The 24453-nt window shown below is 65.2% G+C and carries 9 protein-coding genes (1 of these 9 only partly in view); 3 read left to right on the forward strand and 6 right to left on the reverse strand.

Annotated elements, in window-relative coordinates; genetic code table 11:
• Together FH041_RS02605 and FH041_RS02610 are read left to right on the forward strand one after the other, a co-directional pair.
• Positions 1-11834: the 3' portion of a non-ribosomal peptide synthase/polyketide synthase gene (locus tag FH041_RS02605; protein WP_140174154.1), read on the forward strand. The gene continues 5854 nt to the left of window position 1, outside the view; only the last 11834 of its 17688 coding nucleotides appear in the window; the start codon falls outside the window, past its left edge; it ends in the stop codon at positions 11832-11834.
• A 36-nt stretch (positions 11835-11870) separates the two neighbouring features.
• A complete protein-coding gene (locus FH041_RS02610; RefSeq protein WP_027916316.1) occupies positions 11871-12839 on the forward strand; it encodes an alpha/beta hydrolase in 969 nt (322 codons plus the stop codon).
• A gap of 450 nt (positions 12840-13289) precedes the next feature.
• On the opposite strand, the gene FH041_RS02615 is transcribed toward FH041_RS02610, so the two are convergent.
• The 5 genes from FH041_RS02615 to FH041_RS02635 form a co-directional block, all read right to left on the reverse strand.
• The gene (locus FH041_RS02615) at positions 13290-15740 is read right to left on the reverse strand and encodes a TonB-dependent receptor (protein WP_082693195.1); all 2451 of its coding nucleotides are present in this window, start codon (positions 15738-15740) and stop codon (positions 13290-13292) included.
• A 111-nt stretch (positions 15741-15851) separates the two neighbouring features.
• A complete protein-coding gene (locus FH041_RS02620; RefSeq protein ID WP_140174155.1) occupies positions 15852-17501 on the reverse strand; it encodes a cyclic peptide export ABC transporter in 1650 nt (549 codons plus the stop codon).
• A gap of 27 nt (positions 17502-17528) precedes the next feature.
• On the reverse strand, positions 17529-18431 hold the full coding sequence (locus tag FH041_RS02625) for a formylglycine-generating enzyme family protein (RefSeq protein WP_033736625.1): 903 nt from the start codon (positions 18429-18431) through the stop codon (positions 17529-17531).
• Positions 18432-18468: 37 nt separating this feature from the next.
• Positions 18469-19755 carry an aminotransferase class V-fold PLP-dependent enzyme gene (locus tag FH041_RS02630; protein WP_049695666.1) on the reverse strand — a complete coding sequence of 429 codons (1287 nt, stop codon included), beginning with the start codon at positions 19753-19755 and terminating at the stop codon, positions 18469-18471.
• 16 nt (positions 19756-19771) lie between these two features.
• On the reverse strand, positions 19772-21118 hold the full coding sequence (locus tag FH041_RS02635) for a dipeptidase (protein ID WP_027916311.1): 1347 nt from the start codon (positions 21116-21118) through the stop codon (positions 19772-19774).
• Positions 21119-21329: 211 nt separating this feature from the next.
• Here FH041_RS02635 and FH041_RS02640 point away from each other — a divergent pair, with 211 nt between their 5' ends.
• Positions 21330-22958 carry a PvdJ/PvdD/PvdP-like protein gene (locus tag FH041_RS02640; protein ID WP_088523613.1) on the forward strand — a complete coding sequence of 543 codons (1629 nt, stop codon included), beginning with the start codon at positions 21330-21332 and terminating at the stop codon, positions 22956-22958.
• 79 nt (positions 22959-23037) lie between these two features.
• Here the strand turns inward: FH041_RS02640 and FH041_RS02645 are convergent, their stop codons facing one another.
• On the reverse strand, positions 23038-24453 hold the full coding sequence (locus tag FH041_RS02645; protein ID WP_104926374.1) for an efflux transporter outer membrane subunit: 1416 nt from the start codon (positions 24451-24453) through the stop codon (positions 23038-23040).

The following is a 24453-nucleotide window of genomic DNA, read 5'->3' on the forward strand; positions in this document are numbered from 1 at the left end:
CGCTGACGCTGAGCGTCAGCACCGGGGCCGACCTGTTGTTGCATTACAGCTATGACGCTGCGCAGTTCAGTGCCGAGTGCATTGCCCAGGTTGCAAGCCAACTGGCCCATCTCCTGGCGCAGATGGCCGACGGCTCGCCCCAGCGTTGCCTGGGCGAGCTGAAGCTGTTCGAAGAGGGGCGTCTTCGCGCCCCGGTGCAGGACTGGGGCATGGCCGCCGGTGAATACCCAAGCCTGGCGCCTGCCCATGTGCTGTTCGAGCAGCAGGCCCGGCGCGTTCCGAACCACACTGCGCTGATCACTGAAACCACCGAGCTGACCTACGCCCAGCTCAACGCAGCGGCCAACCGCCTGGCGCACCGCTTGATCGCCCAAGGCGTGGGCCCCGACGTGCTGGTCGGCATCGCCGCCGAGCGCGATGCGCCGATGGTCGTTGCCCTGCTGGCCGTGCTCAAGGCAGGCGGCGGCTATGTACCGCTCGACCCGAAATTCCCCCAAGAGCGCCTGCAGCAGATGGTCGAGGACAGCCGCGTCGCGTTGCTGTTGACCCAGTCGCACTTGCGCGAAACGCTGGCACTGGACGCGCAGGTGCAGTGCCTGCTGCTGGATACGCCTGACGACGGCAACGGCTCCGACAGCGACCCGCTCAACCGCGTGCACGCCGACAACCTGGCCTACGTGATCTTCACCTCCGGCTCGACCGGTCGGCCGAAGGGCGTGGCCATCAGCCATGGTGCCTTGACCCGCCACGCCTTCGTGGCCCAGTGGTATTCCGATATCCACGCGTCCGATTGCGTGCTGCAATTTGCCACGTTCAACTTCGATGCCTTCGTCGAGCAGCTGTACGCCCCGCTGGTCTGCGGTGCCACCGTGATGCTGCGCGGCAATGAAATCTGGGACAGCGAGACGTTCTACCAGCGGGTGCTGGCCCACGGCATCAGCGTGGCCGACCTGCCGACCGCGTACTGGAACCTGCTGGCAACCCAGTTTGCCAGCGTAGGGCCACGCGACTACGGGCAACTGCGCCAGATTCATGCGGGCGGCGAAGCCATGCCCCCTGAAGGCATGGCCGCCTGGCTCAAGGCCGGCCTGGGCCATGTGCGCCTGCTCAACACCTACGGCCCGACGGAAACCACGGTCACCTCCACCACGCTCGACTGCACTCCATACGTGCTGGGCGAACAACCCGTACCTCACACCTTGCCGATCGGCACGGCCTTGCCTGGTCGGGAGATCTACCTGCTGGACGATGCCGGGCAACCGGTGCCGACCGGTGTCGTGGGTGAGCTGGTGATCGGCGGCGAGTTGCTGGCGCGTGGCTACTTCGGCCGCAGCGCGCTGACCGCCGAGCGCTTCCTGCCCGACCCGTTCGCCGGCAACGGCGGGCGCTTGTACCGCACGGGCGACCTGGCGCGTTACCGCGCCGATGGCGTGATCGACTACGTCGGCCGGGTGGACCATCAGGTGAAGATCCGTGGCTTCCGCATCGAGCTGGGCGAGATCGAAACCTGCCTGCTGGCCCAGGTCGGTGTCAGCGAGGCGTTGGTCGTGGCACAGCCTGGTCCGAACGGGCCGCAACTGGTTGCTTACCTGGTTGCAGATGCAGACGTGCAGGCGTTGCGCGAAGCGCTCAAGGCGAGCCTGCCGGACTACATGGTTCCTGCCCATGTCATGCTGCTCGATCACATGCCGCTGAGCCCGAGCGGCAAGATCGACCGCAAAGCGCTGCCGCTGCCCGAGGCCTCCAGCAACCAGGCGTTCATCGCCCCCCAGACCCCGCTCGAACAGCAACTGGCGCGTATCTGGCAAGACGTGCTGAAGCTTGAGCGGGTCGGGGTGGACGACAACTTCTTCGAGCTGGGCGGTGACTCGATCATCTCCATTCAGGTGGTCAGCCGGGCCCGTCAGCAGGGGCTGCACTTCACGCCCAAGGAGCTGTTCCAGCACCAGACCCTGCGCGCCCTGGCCAAGGTCGTGCGCAATGCCGACAGCGCGGTGCAGATCGACCAAGGCACCGTCCTCGGCGGCATGCCGCTGCTGCCGGTGCAGCACAGCTTCTTCAGCGAGGTCATTGCCCAGCGTCACCACTGGAACCAGTCGGTGCTACTGGTACCGCGCACAGCACTTCAGGGCGTTGCACTGGAGCAGGCGTTGCAGGCGCTTGTGCAACATCACGATGCGCTGCGCCTTACCTTCAGCGAAGGTGAGCAAGGCTGGTTGGCCGAACATGGCGAGCCGGTGATGGCGCTGCTGTGGCAACGCCAGGTGGCCGATGCCCAGGCGCTGACCGCCCTGTGCGACGATGCCCAGCGCAGCCTGGACCTGGCCGAGGGCCCGCTGCTGCGCGCCGTGCTGGCCACGCTGGCCGACGGCAGCCAGCGCTTGCTGCTGGTGATCCATCACCTGGTGGTCGATGGCGTGTCGTGGCGCATCCTCTTCGAGGACCTGCAACAGGCCTACGCGCAATGCCTGGCCGGGCAGCCCGTGAAACTGCCGAGCAAGACCACGGCTTACAAGGCCTGGGCGCAGAAACTGGAGGCGCATGCCCACAGCCCGGCGCTGCAGGGGCAGAAGGACTACTGGATGGCACAACTGCGCGGGCAGCGCGCAGACCTGCCGGGCGTCAAGGTCGATGCAGGCATGCAGGGGCACCACGCCCAGACTGTGCAGACCCGCCTGGACGCCCAGCAAACCCGTCGCCTGTTGCAGCAGGCGCCTGCAGCCTACCGCACCCAGGTCAACGACTTGCTGCTGACCGCCCTGGCGCGTGTGATCTGCCAGTGGACAGGCGAACAGGCCGCGCTGATCCAGTTGGAAGGCCATGGCCGCGAGGAGCTGTTCGACGACGTCGACCTCACCCGTACCGTGGGTTGGTTCACCAGCGTGTTCCCGGTGAAGTTGCCCGTGTCCAGCGACCTTGGCGACACGCTTCGCCAGGTCAAGGAGCACCTGCGCGGCATTCCCGACAAGGGTGTCGGCTACGGTGTCCTGCGTTACCTGGGGGACGCTGCCACACGCGAGGCCTTGGCGGCGCTGGCGACACCGCGTATCACCTTCAACTACCTGGGCCAGTTCGACGGCAGTTTTGCTGGCGACGATGACGCCTTGTTCACCCCCGCCACAGAAAAGCGCGGCCGTGAGCAAAGCCCGGACGCACCCCTGGACAACTGGCTGGTGCTCAACGGGCGCGTATACGACGGTTGCCTGAGCCTGGACTGGACGTTCAGCCGCGAGCAGTTCGATGTGCAGGCCATCGAGGCTTTGGCCGATGCCTACGGCGCACAACTGCAGGCGCTGATCGAACACTGCCTGGCCCCTGATGCAGGTGGCGTGACGCCCTCCGACTTCCCCCTGGCCGGTCTGGACCAGGCGCAGCTGGACCAGCTTGCGGTGTCGGCGGCCAACCTCGAGGACATCTATCCACTGTCCCCGATGCAGCAAGGCATGTTGTTCCATAGCCTGTACGAGCAGGGCAGCGGCGATTACCTGAATCAGATGCGCCTGGACATCGGCGGGCTCGACCCGCAGCGTTTTCGCAGCGCCTGGCAGGCCACCCTCGACGCCCACGCCATCCTGCGCACCGGGTTCAACTGGCAGTTCGAGCAGGCCGTGCAGATGGTCCTGAGCCGGGTCGAGCTGCCGTTCCGCCTGCTGGACCTGCGCGACGACCCCGCTGCAAAAGCCACCCTCGACGCCGTGGCGCAAAGCGAACTGCAACAAGGCTTCGAGCTTCACACCGCGCCGCTGCTCAGGCTGGTACTTGCACAGACCAACGCGCAGGACTATCACCTGATCTACACCAGCCACCATATCCTGATGGACGGCTGGAGCACCTCGCAGCTTCTGGGCGAAGTGCTCCAGCGCTATGCTGGCCAGCCGGTGACCCATGGGCCTACGCAGTACCGCGACTACATCGGTTGGTTGCTGCGCCAGGACCGTCAGGCCAGCGAAGTGTTCTGGCGCGATCAACTGGCCTGCCTGCCGGCGCCGACCCTGCTTGCACAAGCCTTGAAGCCGGCAACGCGCAGCACAGGTCAACGCGATCATTTCCACCGGTTGGACGAACATCACACCCAGCGCCTGAATGCCTTTGCGCGCCGTCACAAAGTCACCCTCAACACCGTCATCCAGGCGGCCTGGCTGTTGCTGCTGCAACGCTACACCGGGCACAACGGCGTCGTGTTCGGGGCCACCGTCGCCGGGCGCCCGGCGGCGATCAGCGGCGTGGAGCAGCAGATCGGCCTGTTCATCAACACCTTGCCGGTGGTATCCAGCCCCCAGGCAGAGCAGCCGCTGCAGGCGTGGCTGCACGCGCTTGTAGAGCTCAACCTGGCGCTGCGCGAGCAGGAGCACACCCCGCTCTTCGATATCCAGCGCTGGGCCGGGCAGGGCGGTGAAGCACTGTTCGACAACATCCTGGTGTTCGAGAACTATCCGGTTTCCGAGGCGCTGCAAGCAGCGCCCGTGGACCTGCGCTTTGGCAGCATCGATAACCATGAGCAGAGCAACTACCCGCTGACCGTCAGCGTAAACGCCGGGTCCACCGTGCTGCTGCACTTCACCTATGCGGGCGAGGCGTTCGATGCCCCGGGTATCGCGAGCATCGGTGACAACCTGGCCCACTTGCTCCTGCAAATGGTCGAGGGGGCCGACGGGCTTTGCCTGGGCGATCTGACCCTGCTGGACGACGGGCGTCAGCGCGCCCCGGTGCAGGACTGGGGCATGGCCGCCGGTGAATACCCAAGCCTGGCGCCTGCCCATGTGCTGTTCGAGCAGCAGGCCCGGCGCGTTCCGAACCACACTGCGCTGATCACTGAAACCACCGAGCTGACCTACGCCCAGCTCAACGCAGCGGCCAACCGCCTGGCGCACCGCTTGATCGCCCAAGGCGTGGGCCCCGACGTGCTGGTCGGCATCGCCGTCGAGCGCGATGCGCCGATGGTCGTTGCCCTGCTGGCCGTGCTCAAGGCAGGCGGCGGCTATGTACCGCTCGACCCGAAATTCCCCCAAGAGCGCCTGCAGCAGATGGTCGAGGACAGCCGCGTCGCGTTGCTGTTGACCCAGTCGCACTTGCGCGAAACGCTGGCACTGGACGCGCAGGTGCAGTGCCTGCTGCTGGATACGCCTGACGACGGCAACGGCTCCGGCAGCGACCCGCTCAACCGCGTGCACGCCGACAACCTGGCCTACGTGATCTTCACCTCCGGCTCGACGGGCCGGCCGAAGGGCGTGGCCATCAGCCATGGTGCCTTGACCCGCCACGCCTTCGTGGCCCAGTGGTATTCCGATATCCACGCGTCCGATTGCGTGCTGCAATTTGCCACGTTCAACTTCGATGCCTTCGTCGAGCAGCTGTACGCCCCGCTGGTCTGCGGTGCCACCGTGATGCTGCGCGGCAATGAAATCTGGGACAGCGAGACGTTCTACCAGCGGGTGCTGGCCCACGGCATCAGCGTGGCCGACCTGCCGACCGCGTACTGGAACCTGCTGGCAACCCAGTTTGCCAGCGTAGGGCCACGCGACTACGGGCAGCTCCGCCAGATTCATGCGGGCGGCGAAGCCATGCCCCCTGAAGGCATGGCCGCCTGGCTCAAGGCCGGCCTGGGCCATGTGCGCCTGCTCAACACCTACGGCCCGACGGAAACCACGGTCACCTCCACCACGCTCGACTGCACCCCGTACGTGCTGGGCGAACAACCCGTACCTCACACCTTGCCGATCGGCACGGCCTTGCCTGGTCGGGAGATCTACCTGCTGGACGATGCCGGGCAACCGGTACCGACCGGTGTCGTGGGTGAGCTGGTGATCGGGGGCGAGTTGCTGGCCCGTGGCTACTTCGGCCGCAGCGCGCTGACCGCCGAGCGCTTCCTGCCCGACCCGTTCGCCGGCAACGGCGGGCGCTTGTACCGCACGGGCGACCTGGCGCGCTACCGCGCCGATGGCGTGATCGACTACGTTGGCCGGGTGGACCATCAGGTGAAGATCCGTGGCTTCCGCATCGAGCTGGGCGAGATCGAGACTTGCCTGCTGGCCCAGGCCGGTGTCAGCGAGGCGCTGGTCATGGCGCAGCCTGGCCCCAGTGGGCCGCAACTGGTGGGCTATGTGGTCACGCAGGTGGACGTGGCCACGCTGCGCGAAGCGCTCAAGGCGAGCCTGCCGGACTATATGGTGCCGGCTCACCTGATGGTGCTCGACGGCCTGCCATTGAGCCCGAGCGGCAAGATCGACCGCAAGGCGCTGCCCCAGCCCGAGGCTGCCAGCAGCCATGCTTTCGTCGCCCCGCAGACAGCGCTCGAACAGCAGTTGGCCACAGTCTGGCAAGATGTGCTGAAGCTTGAGCGGGTCGGGGTGGACGACAACTTCTTCGAGCTGGGCGGTGACTCGATCATCTCTATCCAGGTCGTCAGCCGAGCGCGGCAGCTGGGGCTGCACCTGACCCCGAAAGCGTTGTTCCAGCACCAGACCCTCCGGGCCTTGGCCCAGGTCGTTGGCACGGCAGGCACAGCCTTGCAGATCGATCAGGGTGCGGTCACCGGCACCACGCCGTTGTTGCCGGTGCAGCACAGCTTCTTCAGCGAAGCCATCGCCCAGCGTCACCACTGGAACCAGTCGGTGCTGCTGGTGCCGAGCGCGCCGCTTCACGGGGCTGCGCTCGAGCAAGCGTTGCAGGCGTTGGTGCACCATCACGATGCCCTGCGCCTGCGCTTCAGTGAAGGCGATCAGGGTTGGCAGGCCTGCCACGGCGACAACGCCCAGCCGCTGCTGTGGCAACGCGAGGTGACCGATGTCCAGGCACTCACTGCCCTGTGCGACGATGCCCAGCGCAGCCTGGACCTGGCCGAGGGCCCGCTGCTGCGCGCAGTGCTGGCCACCCTGGCCGACGGCAGCCAGCGCTTGCTGCTGGTGATCCATCACCTGGTGGTCGATGGCGTGTCGTGGCGCATTCTGTTCGAGGACCTGCAGCAGGCTTACCAGCAGTGCCTGACCGGGCAGCCGCTCAGCCTGCCGGCCAAGACCAGCGCCTACAAGGCCTGGGCCGAACGCCTGCAAGCCCACGCCCAAAGCGAAACCCTGCGCCAGCAACTGGGCTATTGGCAGGCCCAACTGCAGGGCTTTGCCCAGACGCTGCCTGGCGAAGATGCCCAAGGCAGCCAGCAGGTGGGCGACGCCCAGACCGTGCAGGTTGAACTGGATGCAGCGTTGACTCGGCAACTGCTTCAGCAGGCCCCGGCCGCTTACCGCACCCAGGTCAACGACCTGCTGCTGACCGCCCTGGCGCGGGTGATCTGCCACTGGACGGGCGAGCACGCGGCATTGATCGAGCTGGAAGGCCACGGCCGCGAGGCGCTGTTCGACGACGTCGACCTCACCCGTACCGTAGGCTGGTTCACCAGCCTGTTCCCGGTGAGACTGCCGGTGGCGGGGCCAGTGGGGGACACCATCAAGCAGGTCAAGGAACACCTGCGCGCCATCCCGGACAAAGGCATTGGCTTTGGTGTGCTGCGTTATCTGGGCGATGCGGCTACCCGCCAGGCATTGACCGGTCTGTCGCAGCCACGCATCACCTTCAACTACCTGGGCCAGTTCAGCGCCAGCGCCGCCGGTGAGGACGATGCGCTGTTCGCCCCGGCCGCGGAAAGCGGCGGGCGCCAGGTCAGTGATCAGGCGCCGCTGGGCAATGCCCTGACCATCAACGGGCAGGTGTTCGAAGGCGCCCTGAAGCTAGACTTCACCTTCAGCCGCCAGCGGTTCGCCGCGGGCATCATCGAGCACCTGGCGCATGCCTACGTGAGCGAGCTGCGTACGGTCGTTGAGCACTGCCTGGCCTTGGAACACCTCTGCCTGACCCCGTCCGACTTCCCGCTCGCGGGGCTGAGCCAAGCACAGCTGGACCGTTTGCCGGTACCGGCCGAGGCTGTCGAAGACCTGTACCCGCTGTCGCCGATGCAGCAGGGCATCCTGTTCCACACCCTCGAAGCCGCCCAGCAGGGGCTGTACGTCAGCCAAACCAGCGTGCAGGTACAAGGGTTGGATAACGCCCGCTTCCTCGCGGCCTGGCAGCACATGGTCGATCGCCATGAAATTCTGCGCACCGGGTTCTGGACCGAAAGCCACCTCAACGAGCCATTGCAATGGGTGGCCAAGCGTGCCGAACTGCGTGTGCGCGAGCTCGACTGGCGGGGTCGCCCGGTCAGCGCCGCCGACCTGCAAGGCCTGGCCGAGCAGGACTACGCCCGCGGCTTCGACCTGCTGCAGCCGCCCTTGATGGGCCTGACCCTGGTGCGCCTGGATGAGGGGCGCCAGCAACTGATCTGGAGCAGCCACCACATCCTCATGGACGGCTGGAGCCACTCACGCCTGCTGGGTGAGGTGTTCGCCGTGTACGGTGGACAAGCACTGCCCGGCAAACACGGCAGCTACCGCGACTACATCGCCTGGCTGGCCGCCCAGCCCCAGGCGCAGATGGAACACTTCTGGAAAGACAAGCTGGCCGGGCTCGAAGGGCCCACCCTGCTGGCCACCGGGTTGCATCCAGCGCCCGTCGCCGAGGCCGACGGCTACGACGCGCTGTACTTGAACTGGGACGCCGCGCAAACCCGGCAACTGCGTGATCAGGCCCAGCGCCTGCGGGTCACACCCAACACGCTGATCCAGGCAGCCTGGCTGCTGCTGCTGCAACGCTACACCGGGCAAGCGCGCGTGTGCTTCGGCGCAACCGTCGCCGGTCGTCCGGCAAACCTGCCGGGTGCTGAAGACATGCTGGGCTTGTTCATCAACACGCTGCCGATCATCCAGGCGCCTCTGCCCGAACAGCCGGTGGGGCAGTGGTTGCAGGCCCTGCAGGACTACAACGTGCAGGTGCGCGACTACGAGCACGTGTCTTTGGCCGATGTACAGCGTTGGTCCGGGCAAAGCGGACAGGCGTTATTCGACAGCATCGTGGTGTTCGAGAACTATCCCCTGGACGAGCGCCTGCAAGACGCCGGCGAAGACGGCTTGCGCTTCGGCGCCAGCGAAGGCCGCGACGTGACCAACTATGCCATGGACCTTGCCGTGCACCTGGATGACACCTTGAGCATCGAGTTCCTGTACTGGCGCAGCCGCTTCAGCCACGCTGCCTGCCAGGGCATTAGGCGCAGCTTCGAGCGCTTGCTCCAAGCGCTGCTGGGCGACCCACTGGCCGCCATCGGCAGCCTGCCCATGCTCGATGCCGACGCTGAGCGGCAGCAGGCCGAGGCCAACCGGCTGGTCGCCAACCCGACCCGCACGCCGCTGCTGCAGCGCATCGCCGGGCATGTACAGGCCCGTGGTCAGCAGGTAGCGGTCAGCTGCGCCGGGCAGTCCCTGACGTATGCCGAGCTTGAAGCGCGCGCCAACCGCCTGGCCGTGGCCCTGATCGACGCCGGTGCTGCCCCGGAGGTACGTGTCGGGGTGGCGCTGGAGCGCTCGGTAGACATGATCGTGGCCTTCTATGCGGTGCTCAAGACCGGCGCTGCGTATGTGCCTGTCGACATCGATTACCCGCGCGAGCGGGTGCAGTGGATCATCGAGGACTCAGCCATGCGGCTGCTCATCAGCCAGGCCAGCGTCAGCGAACGTTTGCCAAGCGCCGAAGGGGTCGACACGCTGCTGCTCGAATCGCTCGCGCCGGTGCAGGCGCAGGTCGCCCTGCCGGCGGTGGTGATCGACGAAGACAACCTGGCGTACCTGATCTACACCTCCGGTTCGTTGGGCAAGCCCAAAGGCGTTGCGGTCGCCCGCGGGCCGCTGGCCATGCACTGCCAGGCCATCATCGAGCGCTATGGGATGAGCGAGGCGACCCGCGAGTTGCTGTTCATGTCGTTCGCCTTCGATGGCGCCCAGGAGCGGTGGCTGTCCACCCTGGCGGCCGGTGGTCAGCTGGTGGTGCGCGACAACCGTCTGTGGACGCCCGAGGAAACCTGGCAGGTGCTGCATGAGCAGGCCATCACCATCGCCTGTTTCCCGCCTGCGTACCTGCAACAGTTGGCCGAATACGGCCAGGCCTTCGATAACCCGCCACCGGTGCAGATCTACTGCTTTGGCGGCGACGCCGTGGCCGATGCCAACTTCGAATTGGTCAAGCGCACCCTGCGTCCAAGGCTGCTGACCAATGGCTACGGCCCCACCGAGACGGTGGTCACACCGTTGCTGTGGGTGGTCGATACCGACCAGCGCTGCGAGGCGGCCTATGCGCCGATTGGCACACGGGTGGGTGAGCGTACCCTGCACATTCTCGATGCCTGCCTGAACCCATTGCCGGACGGCGTGCCAGGTGAGTTGTACATCGGCGGGCAAGGGCTTGCGCGGGGCTACCATGCTCGACCAGGCCTGACGGCCGAGCGATTCGTGGCCGACCCCAGTGGCAAGGGTGCGCGCCTGTACCGCACCGGCGACCTGGTGCGCCGCCGGGCAGACGGGGTGATCGACTTCCTTGGCCGCCTGGATCATCAGGTCAAGATCCGGGGCTTTCGTATCGAGCTGGGCGAAATCGAGGCCCGCTTGCGCAGCCAACCCCAGGTGCGCGATGCGGTCGTCGTGGCCCGTGACACCGAAGGCGGCAAGCAACTGATCGGTTATGTGGCCACCAGCAGCCCGGCGCTACAAGGCGAGGCGCTGCGCATGGCATTGCAACAGGGCTTGCCTGACTACATGGTGCCCAGCCAGATCCTGGTGCTGGAGCACCTGCCGCTGAGCCCCAACGGCAAGGTTGACCGCAAGGCGCTGCCAGACCCGTCCTTCAAGGGTCGCGAGTACGTGGCGCCGCGCAACGCCCTCGAAGCCGGCCTTGCCGCGATCTGGCAAGAGGTGCTGGAGCTGGAGCAGGTTGGGGTGACGGACAACTTCTTCGAGCTGGGCGGCGATTCCTTGCGCACCCTGAAGGTGCTGTCCAAGGTGCGCAATCAACCGGCGTTGGGCGTTGAGCTGAAGCTGCGCGACATGATGAGCAAACCCACCATCGCCGAGTTGTCCGGTTACGTGGACGACGCCGTGGCAGTGCTTTCACCGCTGCTGCCGCTCAATGGCCCGGTCGCGCAGTGCGAGCCCCTGTTCTGTCTTCACGCAGGGTTCGGCACCGTGTTCGACTATGAGCCTCTGGCGCGACGGCTGGACGGGGTGCGCCAGGTCATCGGCGTGCAGTGCAGGATGCTGCTGGACAAGCACTGGCAGGACAGCTCGCTGGAAGCCATGGCCCAGGACTACGCAGGGTTCATCCGCGAACAGCAACCACAAGGGCCGTACCACTTGCTGGGCTGGTCGCTGGGCGGGCCGTTGGCGCTGCTGGTGGCCCGTGTGCTGGAAGGGCAGGGCCAGTGCGTGCACTTCGTTGGGCTGGTGGACAGCTTCGTGCCCGGTGACCACGGGCCGGAAGACGACCTGACCGAAGAGCTGCGCAACTTCTTGTCCATCATCCTCGACCAGCCGCCCGAAAGCCTGCCGGCGTTCGACCTGTCTGACGACGGCTCCCACCCGGCCCTTGAAGCGCTGGTAGCGCAAGTGCAGGCCCACGTGCTGGTCAGCGGTGATTCACCGCGCTTCGCTGCCGAGGAACTGGTGCATGCCTTTACGGTGGCGCTGCGCCTGAAGGCGCTGTCGCGACGCCTTGCGTCGCTGCCCGCCATCGAGTGCCCGGCCAGCTTCTGGTGGGCAGAGGACGGGTACGGCGCACCGGCTCAAGCTTATCAACGGCGGTTCAGCCAGGACGATGCAACGCTCATCCACGCGTCGCACTTCGAGATCCTCAAGCAGCCCCAGCTGCTGCGCGAGGTGTGCGAGTGCCTGGACACGACCACCGAAACCCAAGGGCGCGCGTGACGCGCCCTGTCACTGATTTTCAAGTAAGGATCGAACATGGCATTGCACCCTGACCTGGCAGCGTTTCTGGAACTGGTCGAATTCGGCAGGCTGACCGGCAAGAGCCAGCCCATGCACGCGATGGACGTGGCCCAGGCCCGCGCCGAATTCGCCGCCAGCTCGCAAGTGCTCGACCCCAGCCCGCCCGGTGACCTGAGTGTCAGCGAACTGAGCATCCCGACCCGCGACGGCGCCCAGCTGCCCGCTCGGCTCTACCGCAACGGGCAGCCTGCAGCTGCACCGCAACCGGTGATCCTCTACCTGCACGGCGGCGGCTATGTGGTCGGCAGCCTCGACTCGCACGACTCGGTGTGCCGGCGCCTGGCGAGCATGGGCGACTTCGCAGTGCTCGCCCCGGATTACCGACTGGCGCCGGAGCACCGTTTTCCGGTCCCTGTGAACGACGCGCTCGATGCCGCCAACTGGCTGGCCGAGCACGCCCTGGCCCTTGGGCTGGACAACCGCCGGGTGGTGTTTGCCGGCGACAGCGTCGGCGCAAGCCTTGCGACCGTCCTGGCCATCACTGCGGTCAAGGCCCCTGAAACGCTGGCGATCAAGCCGTTGGCGCAGTTACTGTTCTACCCGGTCACCGACCTGTCGTGCCTGCGCGACTCCCACCGCCAGCATGCCGAAGGCTATTTGCTGGAGACCGAGACGCTGGCGTGGTTCTACCAGCATTACGCACCGCTGCCCGAACAACGCCTGGACTGGCGCGCTTCACCGCTGCTGGCCCAAGTGGACACGCCGCTGGCGCCGGCCTACCTGTGGGTAGCGGAGTACGACCCATTGCACGATGAAGGCCTAGCGTATCGCGACAGGTTGCAGGCAAGCGGGACGCCGGTGACCTTTGTGCGGGCGCAGGGGCTTAGCCATGACTTTTTGCGGATGTCGGGGTTGGTGGGGCAGGTCGGGGGGATTTATCGGGATGTGGGGGCGTGGTTGAGCGCGGTTGGGGGACGAGCGTAATAGTCCTCGCGTGCCGTTACCGTAACAGAGCACACACACATCCAGGCCTATGTAGTGCGACCAACTTGGAGAGTAGGTGTGTGCTTTTTCTGATTCTTAACTAAGGCTTGCGCGCGGGTGATCTTGATGAAATCCCGCAATGCCAGGTAGGCATACAAGCCGCCACAGGGAGTGGTGACTGCAGCCAACCACATAAACCGAGCAGGAAAGCCCTAGGGCCGGTCGAAATCAAGGGTGAAGCTGCGAGCAATGAGGCGATGAAGTAGATCAGTAGCCACCAGACCTTGAACCCACGCTCGATGGCCAGTGAATGCAGTTTTTCGGCATCACCGATCTTATACGTGGGGAGGTGACTGGATGCTTGATAGCGTTCGAGTCGCGCTGCCTCCCTGCACTTCGCAGGCAAGCCGGCTCAGTCGCCGAGCCGGCTTGTCGTCACAGACAGGGGCTTTAGAAGCTGTACCGGGTGGTGAACATCACGTTGCGGGGCTCACCGTAGTAACCGGTGAAGAACGTGGGGTCCAATGCGCTGAAGTACTTCTTGTCGAACACGTTGTTCACGTTGACGGTGGCGCTCAGTTCCTTGGTGATGTCGTAGCGTGCCATCAGGTCGAACACAGCGTATTGCTGCTGGGTCGCCTTGCCCTGGCTGGTGGTCAGGCTCAGGCCGCTCTGCCAGTTCATGCCGCCGCCCACGGTCAGCTGGTTGAGATCGCCGGGCAGGCGGTATGTGGTCCAGAGCTTGACCAGGTTGGCAGGCGCTTCGGTCATGATGCGCTCGCGGTCCGAGTCCTTGGTCAGGCTGTGGCTGTAGCTGGCGCTGACGTTCCAGTCGGGCATGACTTCGCCGTAGATTTCCATGTCGATGCCGCGGGTCTTGGCGCCGGACACCGCGCGGTACGCCGACTCACGAATGGTCCCTTCGACGGTTTCGCCGGTGGCCACGCCCAGGTTGTCCTGCTTGATTTCGTAAAGGGCGACGGCGGTGTTGACCCGCCCATCCAGAAATTCGCTTTTCAGGCCAATTTCGTAGTTGTCACCTTCGCGCGATTCCAGGGTCTTGCCTGCCTGATCGCGGATCGACTGCGGCTTGTAGATCTTGGTGTAGCTCGCGTAAAGCGAGTGGATGTCGGTAAGGTCGTACACCACCCCTGCATAAGGGGTGACGAAACCGCTCTCGCGGGTGGAGGCGCGGCTGTTCAGGCCCGGATAGGACGGGTTGGCCACGGTTTTTTTCTTGTAGCTGTAGTCGCCCACCCGTGCGCCCAGGATCAGCGACAGGTCATCGGTGGGTTTGAAACGCGCCACCATGTACGCGGCGTTCTGACGCACGGTGGTGTCGTCGTTCATCAGCTTGCCCACGGAAAGGGGGCGCTCGGTGTCGTTGTCCCAGGTGTAGATGTTGGCCGGACGGCCTTCCAGGTCGTCGTCGGCCGGGTCGCTGTAGTCGTGGAATTCCGAACCGCTCAAGCCGATCACCAGCTCATGCTCGCGGCCCAACAGCTGGAAGGGGCCCTGGACCAAGGCGTCGATGCCCAGTTGGCGCTGCGAGCCTGAGCCGTCGCCGCCGTACAGGTAGGCCCCTTCGCCGGTTTGCTTCTCGGGGAAGTCGCCGCTGAGCGAGGCCAGGGAATAGTCGCGCGAACTGTACATGTTGTTGACCGCCACCTTGAGCTTCCAGTCGTTGACCAGGCTCTGCTCAAGGTTGGCGAAGGTGGTAAGAGTGTTCTGCTTACGGTAGCTCCAGCGCGAACCTGCGTTGATCGAACGGGAAAAGTCGGTCTGTTCGCCATTGCTGTAGAACAGCGGGAAGCTGGCGAACGATACGCCACGCGGGTTGTTCTTCTGGTAGTCCACGCCCACGCTCAACAGGGTGCTGTCGGTGAGGTCGGCTTCGAGGATGCCGTAGTAGGTCTGTTTTTCCTGCTGGTAGTGGTCGATGTAGCTGTTGCCCTGCTTGTACGCCACGACCGTGCGACCGCGCAGGCGGGCATCGTCGGTCAGGGGGCCGGACACGTCCACCTCGGTGCGGTAGGTGTCCCAGGAACCCGCCCCGGCGGTGATCGAGCCCTGGAAGGTGGAGGTCGGGCGCTTGCGGACCAGGTTGATGCTGCCCGAGGGGTCACCGGCGCCTGTCATCAGGCCGGTAGCGCCGCGCACGATTTCGACGCGATCATAAATCGAGGTGTCGATCAGGCTTTGTGGGCTGGCACTGGTCTGCACGATCAGGGTCGTGGGGATACCGTCGAACTGGTAGCTGTCGATCGAATAGCCGCGCGAATAGATGTTCACCCGCTCACTGTCGATGTTCTGCACCGACAGGCCCGGCGCCTGCTTGAGCACGTCACTCAGGGTGGTCAGCTGTTGGTCTTGCAGGCGTTGACGGGTCATGACGCTGACCGACTGGGGGGTTTCACGCAGGGACATGGGCAGCTTGGTGGACGCACTGCTGCTGTTGACGGTGTACGAACGGCTGGCTTCGCTCGAGCCGTCCAGGTTGCTCTGCACGGTGGTGGCGTCCAGCTGCAGCGAGCTGGTGTCGTTGCCACGACGGTGAATGGTCACGCTGTTGCCCTGGATGTCGTACGCAAGCCCCGTGCCTGCCAGCAAGGTTGCCAGGGCCTGCTGCGCGGTGAGGTGGCCCTTGACGGCTCGACCGTTGAGCCCTTGCACATCATCGGGGCTGAACAGCACCTGCTGGTCGGCCTGGCGACCGAACGCCTGCAGCGAAGCGGAGAGCGGCATGGCGGCAATGTCCACGTCCACTTCCTGGGCCATCACCTGGGCCGACAGCGGCAGGCACAGCGCCATGCCCAGGCTCGAGCCGAGCAGCGTCGTCTGGAAGACACGGTGAAGCCTGAAGGCTTGGGTGATCGGGTTGAGCGTGCTAAGGGCTGGCATTACATCCTCTCTGGTGGAGATTTAAATGATAATGATTTGTATTAGTTGCTCAGTGAGACGCACCAGCACAGGAAAACCGGAAAGAAAAAATTTCAGTCCGGTTACAACGCTTCAGGCGGGGTGGAGTGCTGGCGCGATCTTGCCGCGGTGCAGGCGCACCAAGTGGTCGGCCATATCGAAGTAGCGATCGTCGTGGGAGATCACGATGATGGTCTTGCCCAGCCGCTTCAGGTCCGGCAGCAGCTCGGTGTAGAAGATCCGCCTGAAGGTCGGATCCTGGTCGGCGGCCCATTCATCGAACACCAGTACGGGACGCTCCTCCAGCCAGGCGCTGACCAGCGCCAGGCGCTTGCGCTGGCCGGTGGACAGGTCGGTGGTGCTGAACACCCCGTCGCGGATGCTCACCTTGTGGTCGATCTCCAGGCGCCTGAGGTAGCGCCCGGCGTCATCGGGTAGCGGTTGATCGCCTTGGATCACGTCGTCGAACAGGTAGTAGTCAGCGAAGATGGTGGTAAACAGCTGGCGGTAGTCATCACGGGTCTGGGCCGTCACGGGCTGGCCGTTGAGCACGATGCTCCCGGCTTGCGGGGCATACAGGCCCAGCAGCAGCTTGATCAGGGTGGTCTTGCCGCAGCCGTTTTCACCGACGATGAACACGATGTCGCCTTGCTGGACCTGCAGGCTCACCGGCCCGAACTGGAAGGGCTCGGCGCCCTCCACGGCAGGGAAGGTGTAGCGAACGTCCTTGAGTTCTAGCAAGTTCATGGCCATGGCTGGTTTGCGTGCGTCGTCCAGCAGCAGGTGTGGTTCGGGCGAGGAGAACTGCGTCGACAGCGCAGCAATACGACGAAAGGCGATCCGGGCCTTGCCGATGATCGGCAGGGTGCTGATCAGGTGCTCCAGCGGGCCTTTCATGTACAGCAGCACCAGCACGAAACCGCTGGTAACGCTCTTGTCCGCCGAGGGCCAGTACGATTGCAGGGCCAGCGCCACCGCAATCACCACGAAGAACAACATCGAGCCCAGGGTCTTGGCGATCACGAAGGTGTTGATCGAGCGGACCTGGGTGGCGCAGATCCGATTGGCCGTGTCGCGGATGCCGTGGCTGAACATCCGTTGGCGGCGCGGCCGGTGAATGCGCAGTTCCTTGGCCCCTTCGGCGATGGCACTGTAGTGTTTTTGCAAGTCGTCCTCGGCTTCCCGCGCGGCTTCGAAGCCCCGCATGCCTTTGGCCTGGGCGATGAACTGCAGCACGGTGCCCACACCGATGGCCACCAGGATCACCAGGAACATCTGCCAAGACAGGTGCGCCAGGTAGCCCAGGCACCCCAGCGTCACGGTGAGCGAGATGGCCAGCGGGGCGAAGACGTAGGCGAAGTCGCTGATGGTGTCCACGTCATGGGTCAGTACCGGGATCAGCCGATGGCTGCGGTAGCGCTCGATCTGGTCGATGGGCGCGGCCAGCACCTTCTCACCCAGCTGACGACGCAAGGTGGCGATGACGTGTTGGCCTACGTAGTTGGTGCCCATGTCGGACAGAATCGAGCTGAGCAGGGCCAGCAGGCACAGGCCAGCGAAGCCCAGTACCACGCCCTGTGTCAGGCCGGCGTCGCTGTGCAAGCTGCTGTTGATGGTGGCCAGCAAAGCGGTGACGCTCAGGCCACCGATCATGCCCAGGACGATGCAAACCGTGACCAGAGGCCAGAACGGCTTGAGCAGGCCGAACAGTTCCCTGACGGCGCCACGAGGTTGATGGGTCATGTGTTTCTCCTCAATCGCGTGGGGCTGTCAGAGTTCGCGGACGACTCGGAAACCAAGGAAATCGCCGCGAACCTCGGGCGAGCGGTTGTTGCGGTTGCCCGAGCGCGAGAACACCGGGGCCTCGCCCCAGTCGTTGCCGCGCATGACGCGTTTCTCGCAGTTGCCGGTTTTCCAGGCGCTGCCATCGGCAGGCGCACCTTCGTAGTCTGGGTTCAGGCAGTCGGCCGTCCACTCGTAGACATTGCCGTGCATGTCGTACACGCCAAAGGCGTTGGCCGGGTAGCTGCCCACGGGCGCGGTGTAGGAGTAGCCATCGGCAGGGCCATAGGTATTGGCGTGCTGGCTGATGCTGTAGGCCTTCTCGTCGTTGTTGTCGAAGGGGAACGGGAAAGAGCCAGTGGAGCCGGCCCGGGCGGCGTATTCGCGCTGCGCCTCGCTGATCAGGCGGTAAGTGTGCCCGGTTTTTTTCGTCAGCCATTGAGCATACGCATCGGCGTCGAACCAGCTGATGCACACCGCCGGCTGGCGAGGGCCCTGCTTGTAGGTGGGTTTGCTGGCCTTGCAGAAGCGGCCAGGACGGGTGTCGCCATCGGCGATCTTGACCCCGGTTTCACGGATGTACGCATCCAGCTCGCCTGCGGTGACCGGGAAGCGGCCCACCGCGAACGGTTTGGCGAAGGTCACGGTATGCTGCGGGCCCTCATCGTATTCGCGACCCACTTCATCCTCCGGGGTACCCATCAGGTAACTGCCGGCGGGCAGCACTACCATTTCCGGGCAATGTGGGCAGTCCTTGAAAACGCTACCGGGTTTGATCGCTTCGCCCGCGTGTACGGCAGGGCTGGCCAGCAGGCCGAGCAGCACGGCAGTGCCGAGCCTGTACAGGGTGCTGGACAATGGCTTGAATGAAACGCAAGGCAGGTTGGGCATGGTGAAAAGTCCGTGATCGATGGTCTGCATGAGGGGTTCAGCGGCGCAAGCGTGGAGTGAGCACAGCGATCAGCCGGTCGATTTCGGCTTCGGTGTTGAGCAGGCCCGGTGCAGTGCGTACCACCGGGCCCACGTCGCGCGACACCGCATCGACGACGATGCGCTGGCTGTTGAGGTAGGCGGCGACCTCGTCGGCATCCTGGTCGGCTACCCGAAAGAAGGTGAAACCTGCCGATTGGCGAGTGCTGCGCGGCGTGACCAGTTGCACGCCCGGCATCGTTTCGAGCCGCTGTTTGAGGTAGTCGTTGAGGCCGTGAATGCGTGCCTGTATGGCGGCCTTGCCGTGCCGCAGGTGCAAGTCGAAGGCTGCGCCCAGCGCCCATCGGTGCTCGAAGGCGTGATAGCCGCCTGGGGTGAAGGTGGTGGCGAAATCCTCATCTTCGGAAAAAGTCGCGATGAGGGGGTTCAGGTTGTCGAGTGCGGTGCTGGCCGCGCAGATGATCCCTGTGCCGCGCGGGCCGAACATCCACTTGTGCGTGCCGGCAATGAAGTAGTCGCAGTTGAGCTCGGCAAAGTGCATGTCCTCTACACCAAAGCCATGCACGCCGTCGACGACGTACAGGATGCGCTCATGCTCGGCGCGGTCCCGGTTGGCCTCGCGCACCAGTTCGCCGATGGCGCCCACCGGCAGCTTCACGCCACTGCCCGAGTGCACCCAGGTCATGCCCAGCACGCGGGTCTTGGGGTTGATGGCCGCCTTGATGGTGCTCAGCACTTGGTCGGTGGACAGGTTCCACGGCTCGTCGAACAGGCGCAGCCGGCGTACCGGGGTGCCATCGCGGGCGGTGCGAAAGTCCAACGTGTGGCGCGCTGCCGAGTGCTCGTGCACCGTCGTCAGGATCTCTTGCCCGGGTGCTATCTTGAGCCCGCCGTAGATTAGGCCCAAGCCCTCTGTCGTGCTGCCGGTCAGGGCAATTTGCCGTGGTGCGACTTGCAGGTAACGGGCCGCCGCTTCGCGGACCTGCGCTTCGTGCTTCCATTCCGACTGGCTATCCCAGTCCACCAGCCGGGCCGGGTGCCGATCGAATTGCGCGCGCAGAGCCTCGATGGCGTCGCGTACCGGTTTTGGGTGCGAGGTGATCAGAAAGTTGGCGAAGTGGGCGTAGGCTGGGTCGAGGTCGAACAAGCTGCGAAAGCCCGCCCAGGCGTCAGAGCCTGCGGCCCGTGTGGGCGCTGCCTGGGCGGCGGGTATCAAATGGCTTGCCAGTGGCAGGCTGGCAGCGAGCAGGCTGGCCTGCTTGAGAAAGGCGCGACGGTCGTTCATCTGAGGGCTCGCATCATCATCGTGAGGGGGTGGCGCCAGGGGCCGCTGCCGCCTGCACCTGCTGCCAGACACGCAGGAAATTGCCGCCCCACAGCTTGCTGATGTCAGCTTCGGAGTAACCTCGTGTAATCAGTTCGGCCGTGACGTTGCGGGCCTCGCTGGCGTCCTGCCAGCCGTCAATGCCACCGCCCTCGTTGAAGTCCGAACTCAGGCCTACATGGTCGATGCCGACCTTGCGCACCGCGTAGTCGATGGCGTCGCCGTAGTCCTTGAGCGTGGCTGGCGGTTCTTCGTCGAGAATGGCGTACAACGCATTGGCGTACTGGCCCACTTTCTGTTCCGGCCAGCCCGCGATAACGGGGTCGCCCGGCATGAGGGCGTAGTTCAGGTCAGCCAGGGGCGGCAGGGCATAGTCGCTGCGCAGCGCGTTGAGGCGCTCCTGGGTTTTGTTGCTCAAGGGCTTGAGGTAGGTGGAGAAGGCGACGATCTGGATGACACCGCCGCTGTCCTTGATCAGTTGCATTTCCTTGTCCGACAGGTTGCGGCGGATGTCGACCATCGCCCGGGGCGCCGAATGCGACGCCACCACCGGTGCCCGGCTGAGCGCCACGACCTGGGCCAGGGCCTGGCTGGACATCTGCGACACGTCGATGATCACCCCCAGATCGTTCAGGCGCTGTACTGCCTGCTTGCCGATGGATGACAGGCCTTCGAGTGCATCGACGGTGTCATTGAAAAAGGGCAGCGGGCGCGAGGAGTCGGCCCAGCTGTTGTTGCCCACGTAGCTGAAGCCGAACAGGCGCACGCCGCGCGCAGCCCAACGGTCCAGCTGGTCCAGGTCGTCGCCCAGTGCGTAGGCATTGAGCATGCTGAGCAACACCGCAAACTTGCCTTCGCCGTGCAACCTGCGCATGTCCTGCGGGGTATAGGCAACGCCCACCCGTTCGGGAAAGTCGCGGACCATGCCCATGATGGCGTTGTAGCGCACCTCTTGCGTGTGGCGGGCGGCCTCGACGAAGCCGGGGGTAGGGCGGTGTGGGCCATCGTCGCCGGTCCAGGATTCGGGCCAGGCGAAAATGGTCAGGGCAGCGGCAGACAGGCGCCCGCGCGCCGCTTTGTTCAGGTCGAAGCGACCAGCACCGTCTTGGTCGGCTTCGCTGCCTTCGGTGCCGAAGGTCAGCGGCAGTGTGATGTGGCTGTCGAACGAAAGCAGGCGTTCCTGCAGGTCATTGGCCTGGCGCATGACGTCCCTGGGGTAGCCTGACGGCGTGTCGAGATAGTCCCAGGCCGCCCACCCGGCACCGGCGGTCACGGCCGCGGCCAGGCTGATATACAAGGCTTTTTTCCAGCGTGGTGTCGTCATCTTGGTCTCAGTAGGTTCACCGTCGAGGGATGGGCTTGGATGCCGCCGCTACCTGGAGGGAACGAGCTGCGATAGCGGAAATTTAAGCGCCCGCCCGTTGACTGAAGACAGGTGCCAGGGCGCACTGCAGCGCTAAATTTCGCCCGCCGAGCCACGTCCTAGCCTTGGATGGGCCGTGCTCCATGGCCGAAGTGAAAGCACAGGTAGGGCAATGACGATTTCTCGACGCGGGTTCATCGCCGGTGTGGCATTGACGGGTATGGCAGTGCCAGGCGCGCGGTACCTGCAGCGGCGGCGAGCCAGTGAAGAGCAATACCCTGAGACCCCCGGCGAGGCGGTGGTGGAACTTGCCGATACGCCTGTCAGGCAGCTGGGCGACACCTTGCGCGGTATCTGGCGCTGGACACCTCAAGGCCGCGAGGCCGGGCTCGCCGGCATGCCGTCAGGGGAGCTTGAGCTATTCCTGGATGTGGCCTCGAGCGGGCGGGGGTTGCGCGGCTACCTCGACACCCCTGAACGTTTGCGCAGCACCCTGGAGCCACGCTATCGGGTGGTGGCTGACTTGTTGCTCGACCGACCAGGGACACTGCGCTGGCGGCTGTTGGCCACAGACGCCAACCCCCTGGGGGCACGCTACGAGTGCCAGGTTGTGCTTGACGAGGTCTGGGGGGCGTACGGCAACGCAGGGCCTGCGACCTTGAGCGGGCACGTGGCGGCGCTTGAGCGGCCACTGGCGCTGCCCGTGCAGGACAACCGTTTCCTGGCGCTGAAAAGAACGTTCCCCGAAGCGCGGGAGCGCACGCCATTGTCGGCGCCGTTGCTGGCGAAGCTGATCGCGCCGGAACACCGGCTGTTTCACCAGCTCTGGCATGCGTCGCGGGACAAGTGGCACAAACTCGATGACGAAAAGCGCGGTGCGTTGCGCGGGCTTGGCTGGCAGCCAGGGCCGAGGGCGCGCGAGCGTGATGCACGGGGCCGGCACAAGGACCGCAACGGCTCCGGCGAGGACTTTCTGTTCATGCATCGGCACATGCTGGGCAACGCCAGGGCCATTGAGCCGTTACCGTCGTGGCCGCGTTTTCCTTTGCCCCAGCCAGCGCTCGAGCGCGACCGCGTAGGGTTCGCAGCCTACTTCGACAACCATGACGGCAACGCCTTGCCGCCGACATGGCTGGCCGATGATGACGAGGAGTACACCCAGTGGGTGCGTGACATCAAGAGCCCCGACACGTTCTACGGCAACTTCCAGGTCTGGGAGTCGCGCTACAGCGATCCGCATTACCTCAGTACCTTGACCTTGGGGCAGTTTGGCTCAGAGCTGGAGCTGGGCTTGCATGACTGGCTGCACATGCGCTGGGCCTCGGTGCCGCGCGATCCGGCCAACGGCATGCCGGTGCCGATGGCGCGCACGCCCGACGACTATGCCCAACGCTGGTATGGCGCCGAGAACGATTTTCTCGGCGACCCTTTTTCATCCCATGTGAACCCGGTGTTCTGGCGCTTTCATGGCTGGATCGACGACCGCATCGAGGACTGGTTCCAGGCCCATGAACGGCTTCATCCTGGTGAAGTGCGGCGCCTGGACGTCAACGGCGTGCCCTGGTTCGCACCGGGGCGATGGGTGGAAGTTGCCGACCCCTGGCTGGGGCCTGATACCCATGGATGCTCCACAGTGCCTGGGCTGCGCCCAGGGCGGAGTGTGGAGATGGACCCGGAGACCATGAAGCTGGCCCTGCGCATCATCTATGCCGAGGATGATCGTTTCGCCGCGTTACGGCCCAAGGTGCCGCAGCGGCCATGGTATGCCCGGCATCTCAAGGTGACGCGGCCATTGCGGTGAGGGTTCATGGAGATTCATGCCGCGATAGGCCGCGCAGCGGCCTCGGCGACCCTGGCGTTTTTCCAGCCCAGCGTTGCGCCTAAGGGGCATCACCGCCCACCTGCCACCCACCACCGAGCGCCTTGTAAAGCGCCACGCTCGCTTGCAAGCGGGCCAGGCGAAGCGTTGCCTGCTGATCCTGGGCTACATACAGCGTGCGCTGGGTTTCCAGCACGGTCAGTACGGTCTCGGCGCCTGCGCCATAGCGCTGTTCGGCCAGGTCAAAGGCCAGTTGAGCTTGTCGCACTTCTTCGTCCTGCCAGTGGCGTTGGCGGTCGACACCGTCCAGGGCATTGAGCGCCTTCTCCACATCGCTCAGGCCAGCGAGAATGCTGCTGCGATACTGCTCCAGCAGTTCGGCCTGCTCGGCCTCGGCCAGATCGCGGGAAGCCCTGAGCCTGCCGTTGTCGAAAATCGGCGCAAGCAGACCAGAGGTCAGGGTGTAATAGGGGCTTTCCAGCGTCTGGGCGAAGGTGCGCGCGCCGCTGCCCAGGGTGGCGCCAAGGGTTACCTTGGGCAGCATGGCCGCCCGGGCCACCTGCACGTTGGCGTTGGCCGCTGCCAGGCGGGCCTCGGCGGCGGCGATATCGGGGCGACGGGTCAGCAGGTCGCTGGGCAGGCCGCTGTCAACCGTCGGCCAGGCCACGCTGGCGAACGGCTGGCGGCTGGTCGGCAGTTGCTGTACTGGGTCGCCGAGCAATGTTGCAAGGGTGATGCGGGTATCTTGCACGCGTTGCGCCATCAGGGGGACCTGACGCTCCTGGGCCGCGACCAGGCTGCGCTGCTGGGCAAGCTCCAGGCGTGTTGCCGAGCCTGCGCGCTGGCGTGCCTGGACCAGGCGCAAAATGCCCCGTGCATTGTCCAGGTTCAGTTGGGCGATGCGCAGTTGTTCGGCTAAGGCCAGGCCCTGCAGATACGTGTCGGCGATGTCGCTGAGCAGGGTCAACTGCACCGTCTGCCGGTCGAAGCGGCTGGCTTGCAATGTGCGCAGGGCGTTGTCGCGGCTAGCCCGCAGGCCGCCCCAGAAATCGATTTCATAGCTGGCACTGAGCTGGGTATCGAACGCGGTACTGGTGCGCTCGCTACGGGTGGCATCGAGGTCGTTATAACCCTCACCCTTGAGCAGCCGCTGGCGGCTGGCATCCACGCCCAGCTCGACCGCTGGCAGCAGGGGTGCGTTGGCGATGGCGGCTCGCGCTCTGGCCTGCCGGATGCGTGCGGTGGCGGCCGCCAGATCGTGGCTGTTAAGCAGGGCGCGTTGCACCAGGCTGTCCAGCTCGGGGCTGTTGAAGGACTGCCACCACTGACGCGCCGGTCGGTTGGCCTCACCGAAAGCGTGTGTCGGGCCCTGCCAGGTACGCGGCATATCGACCGCTGCCTGGGGCAGGGTGGGTGGGCTGCACCCGGCGAACGCCAGGCAAAGGGTCAACAGGCTGATGCGGCTTGGCAAGGGCAT

This window comes from Pseudomonas sp. SWI7 (assembly GCF_006351945.1).
In the GTDB taxonomy this organism is placed as follows: domain Bacteria; phylum Pseudomonadota; class Gammaproteobacteria; order Pseudomonadales; family Pseudomonadaceae; genus Aquipseudomonas; species Aquipseudomonas fulva.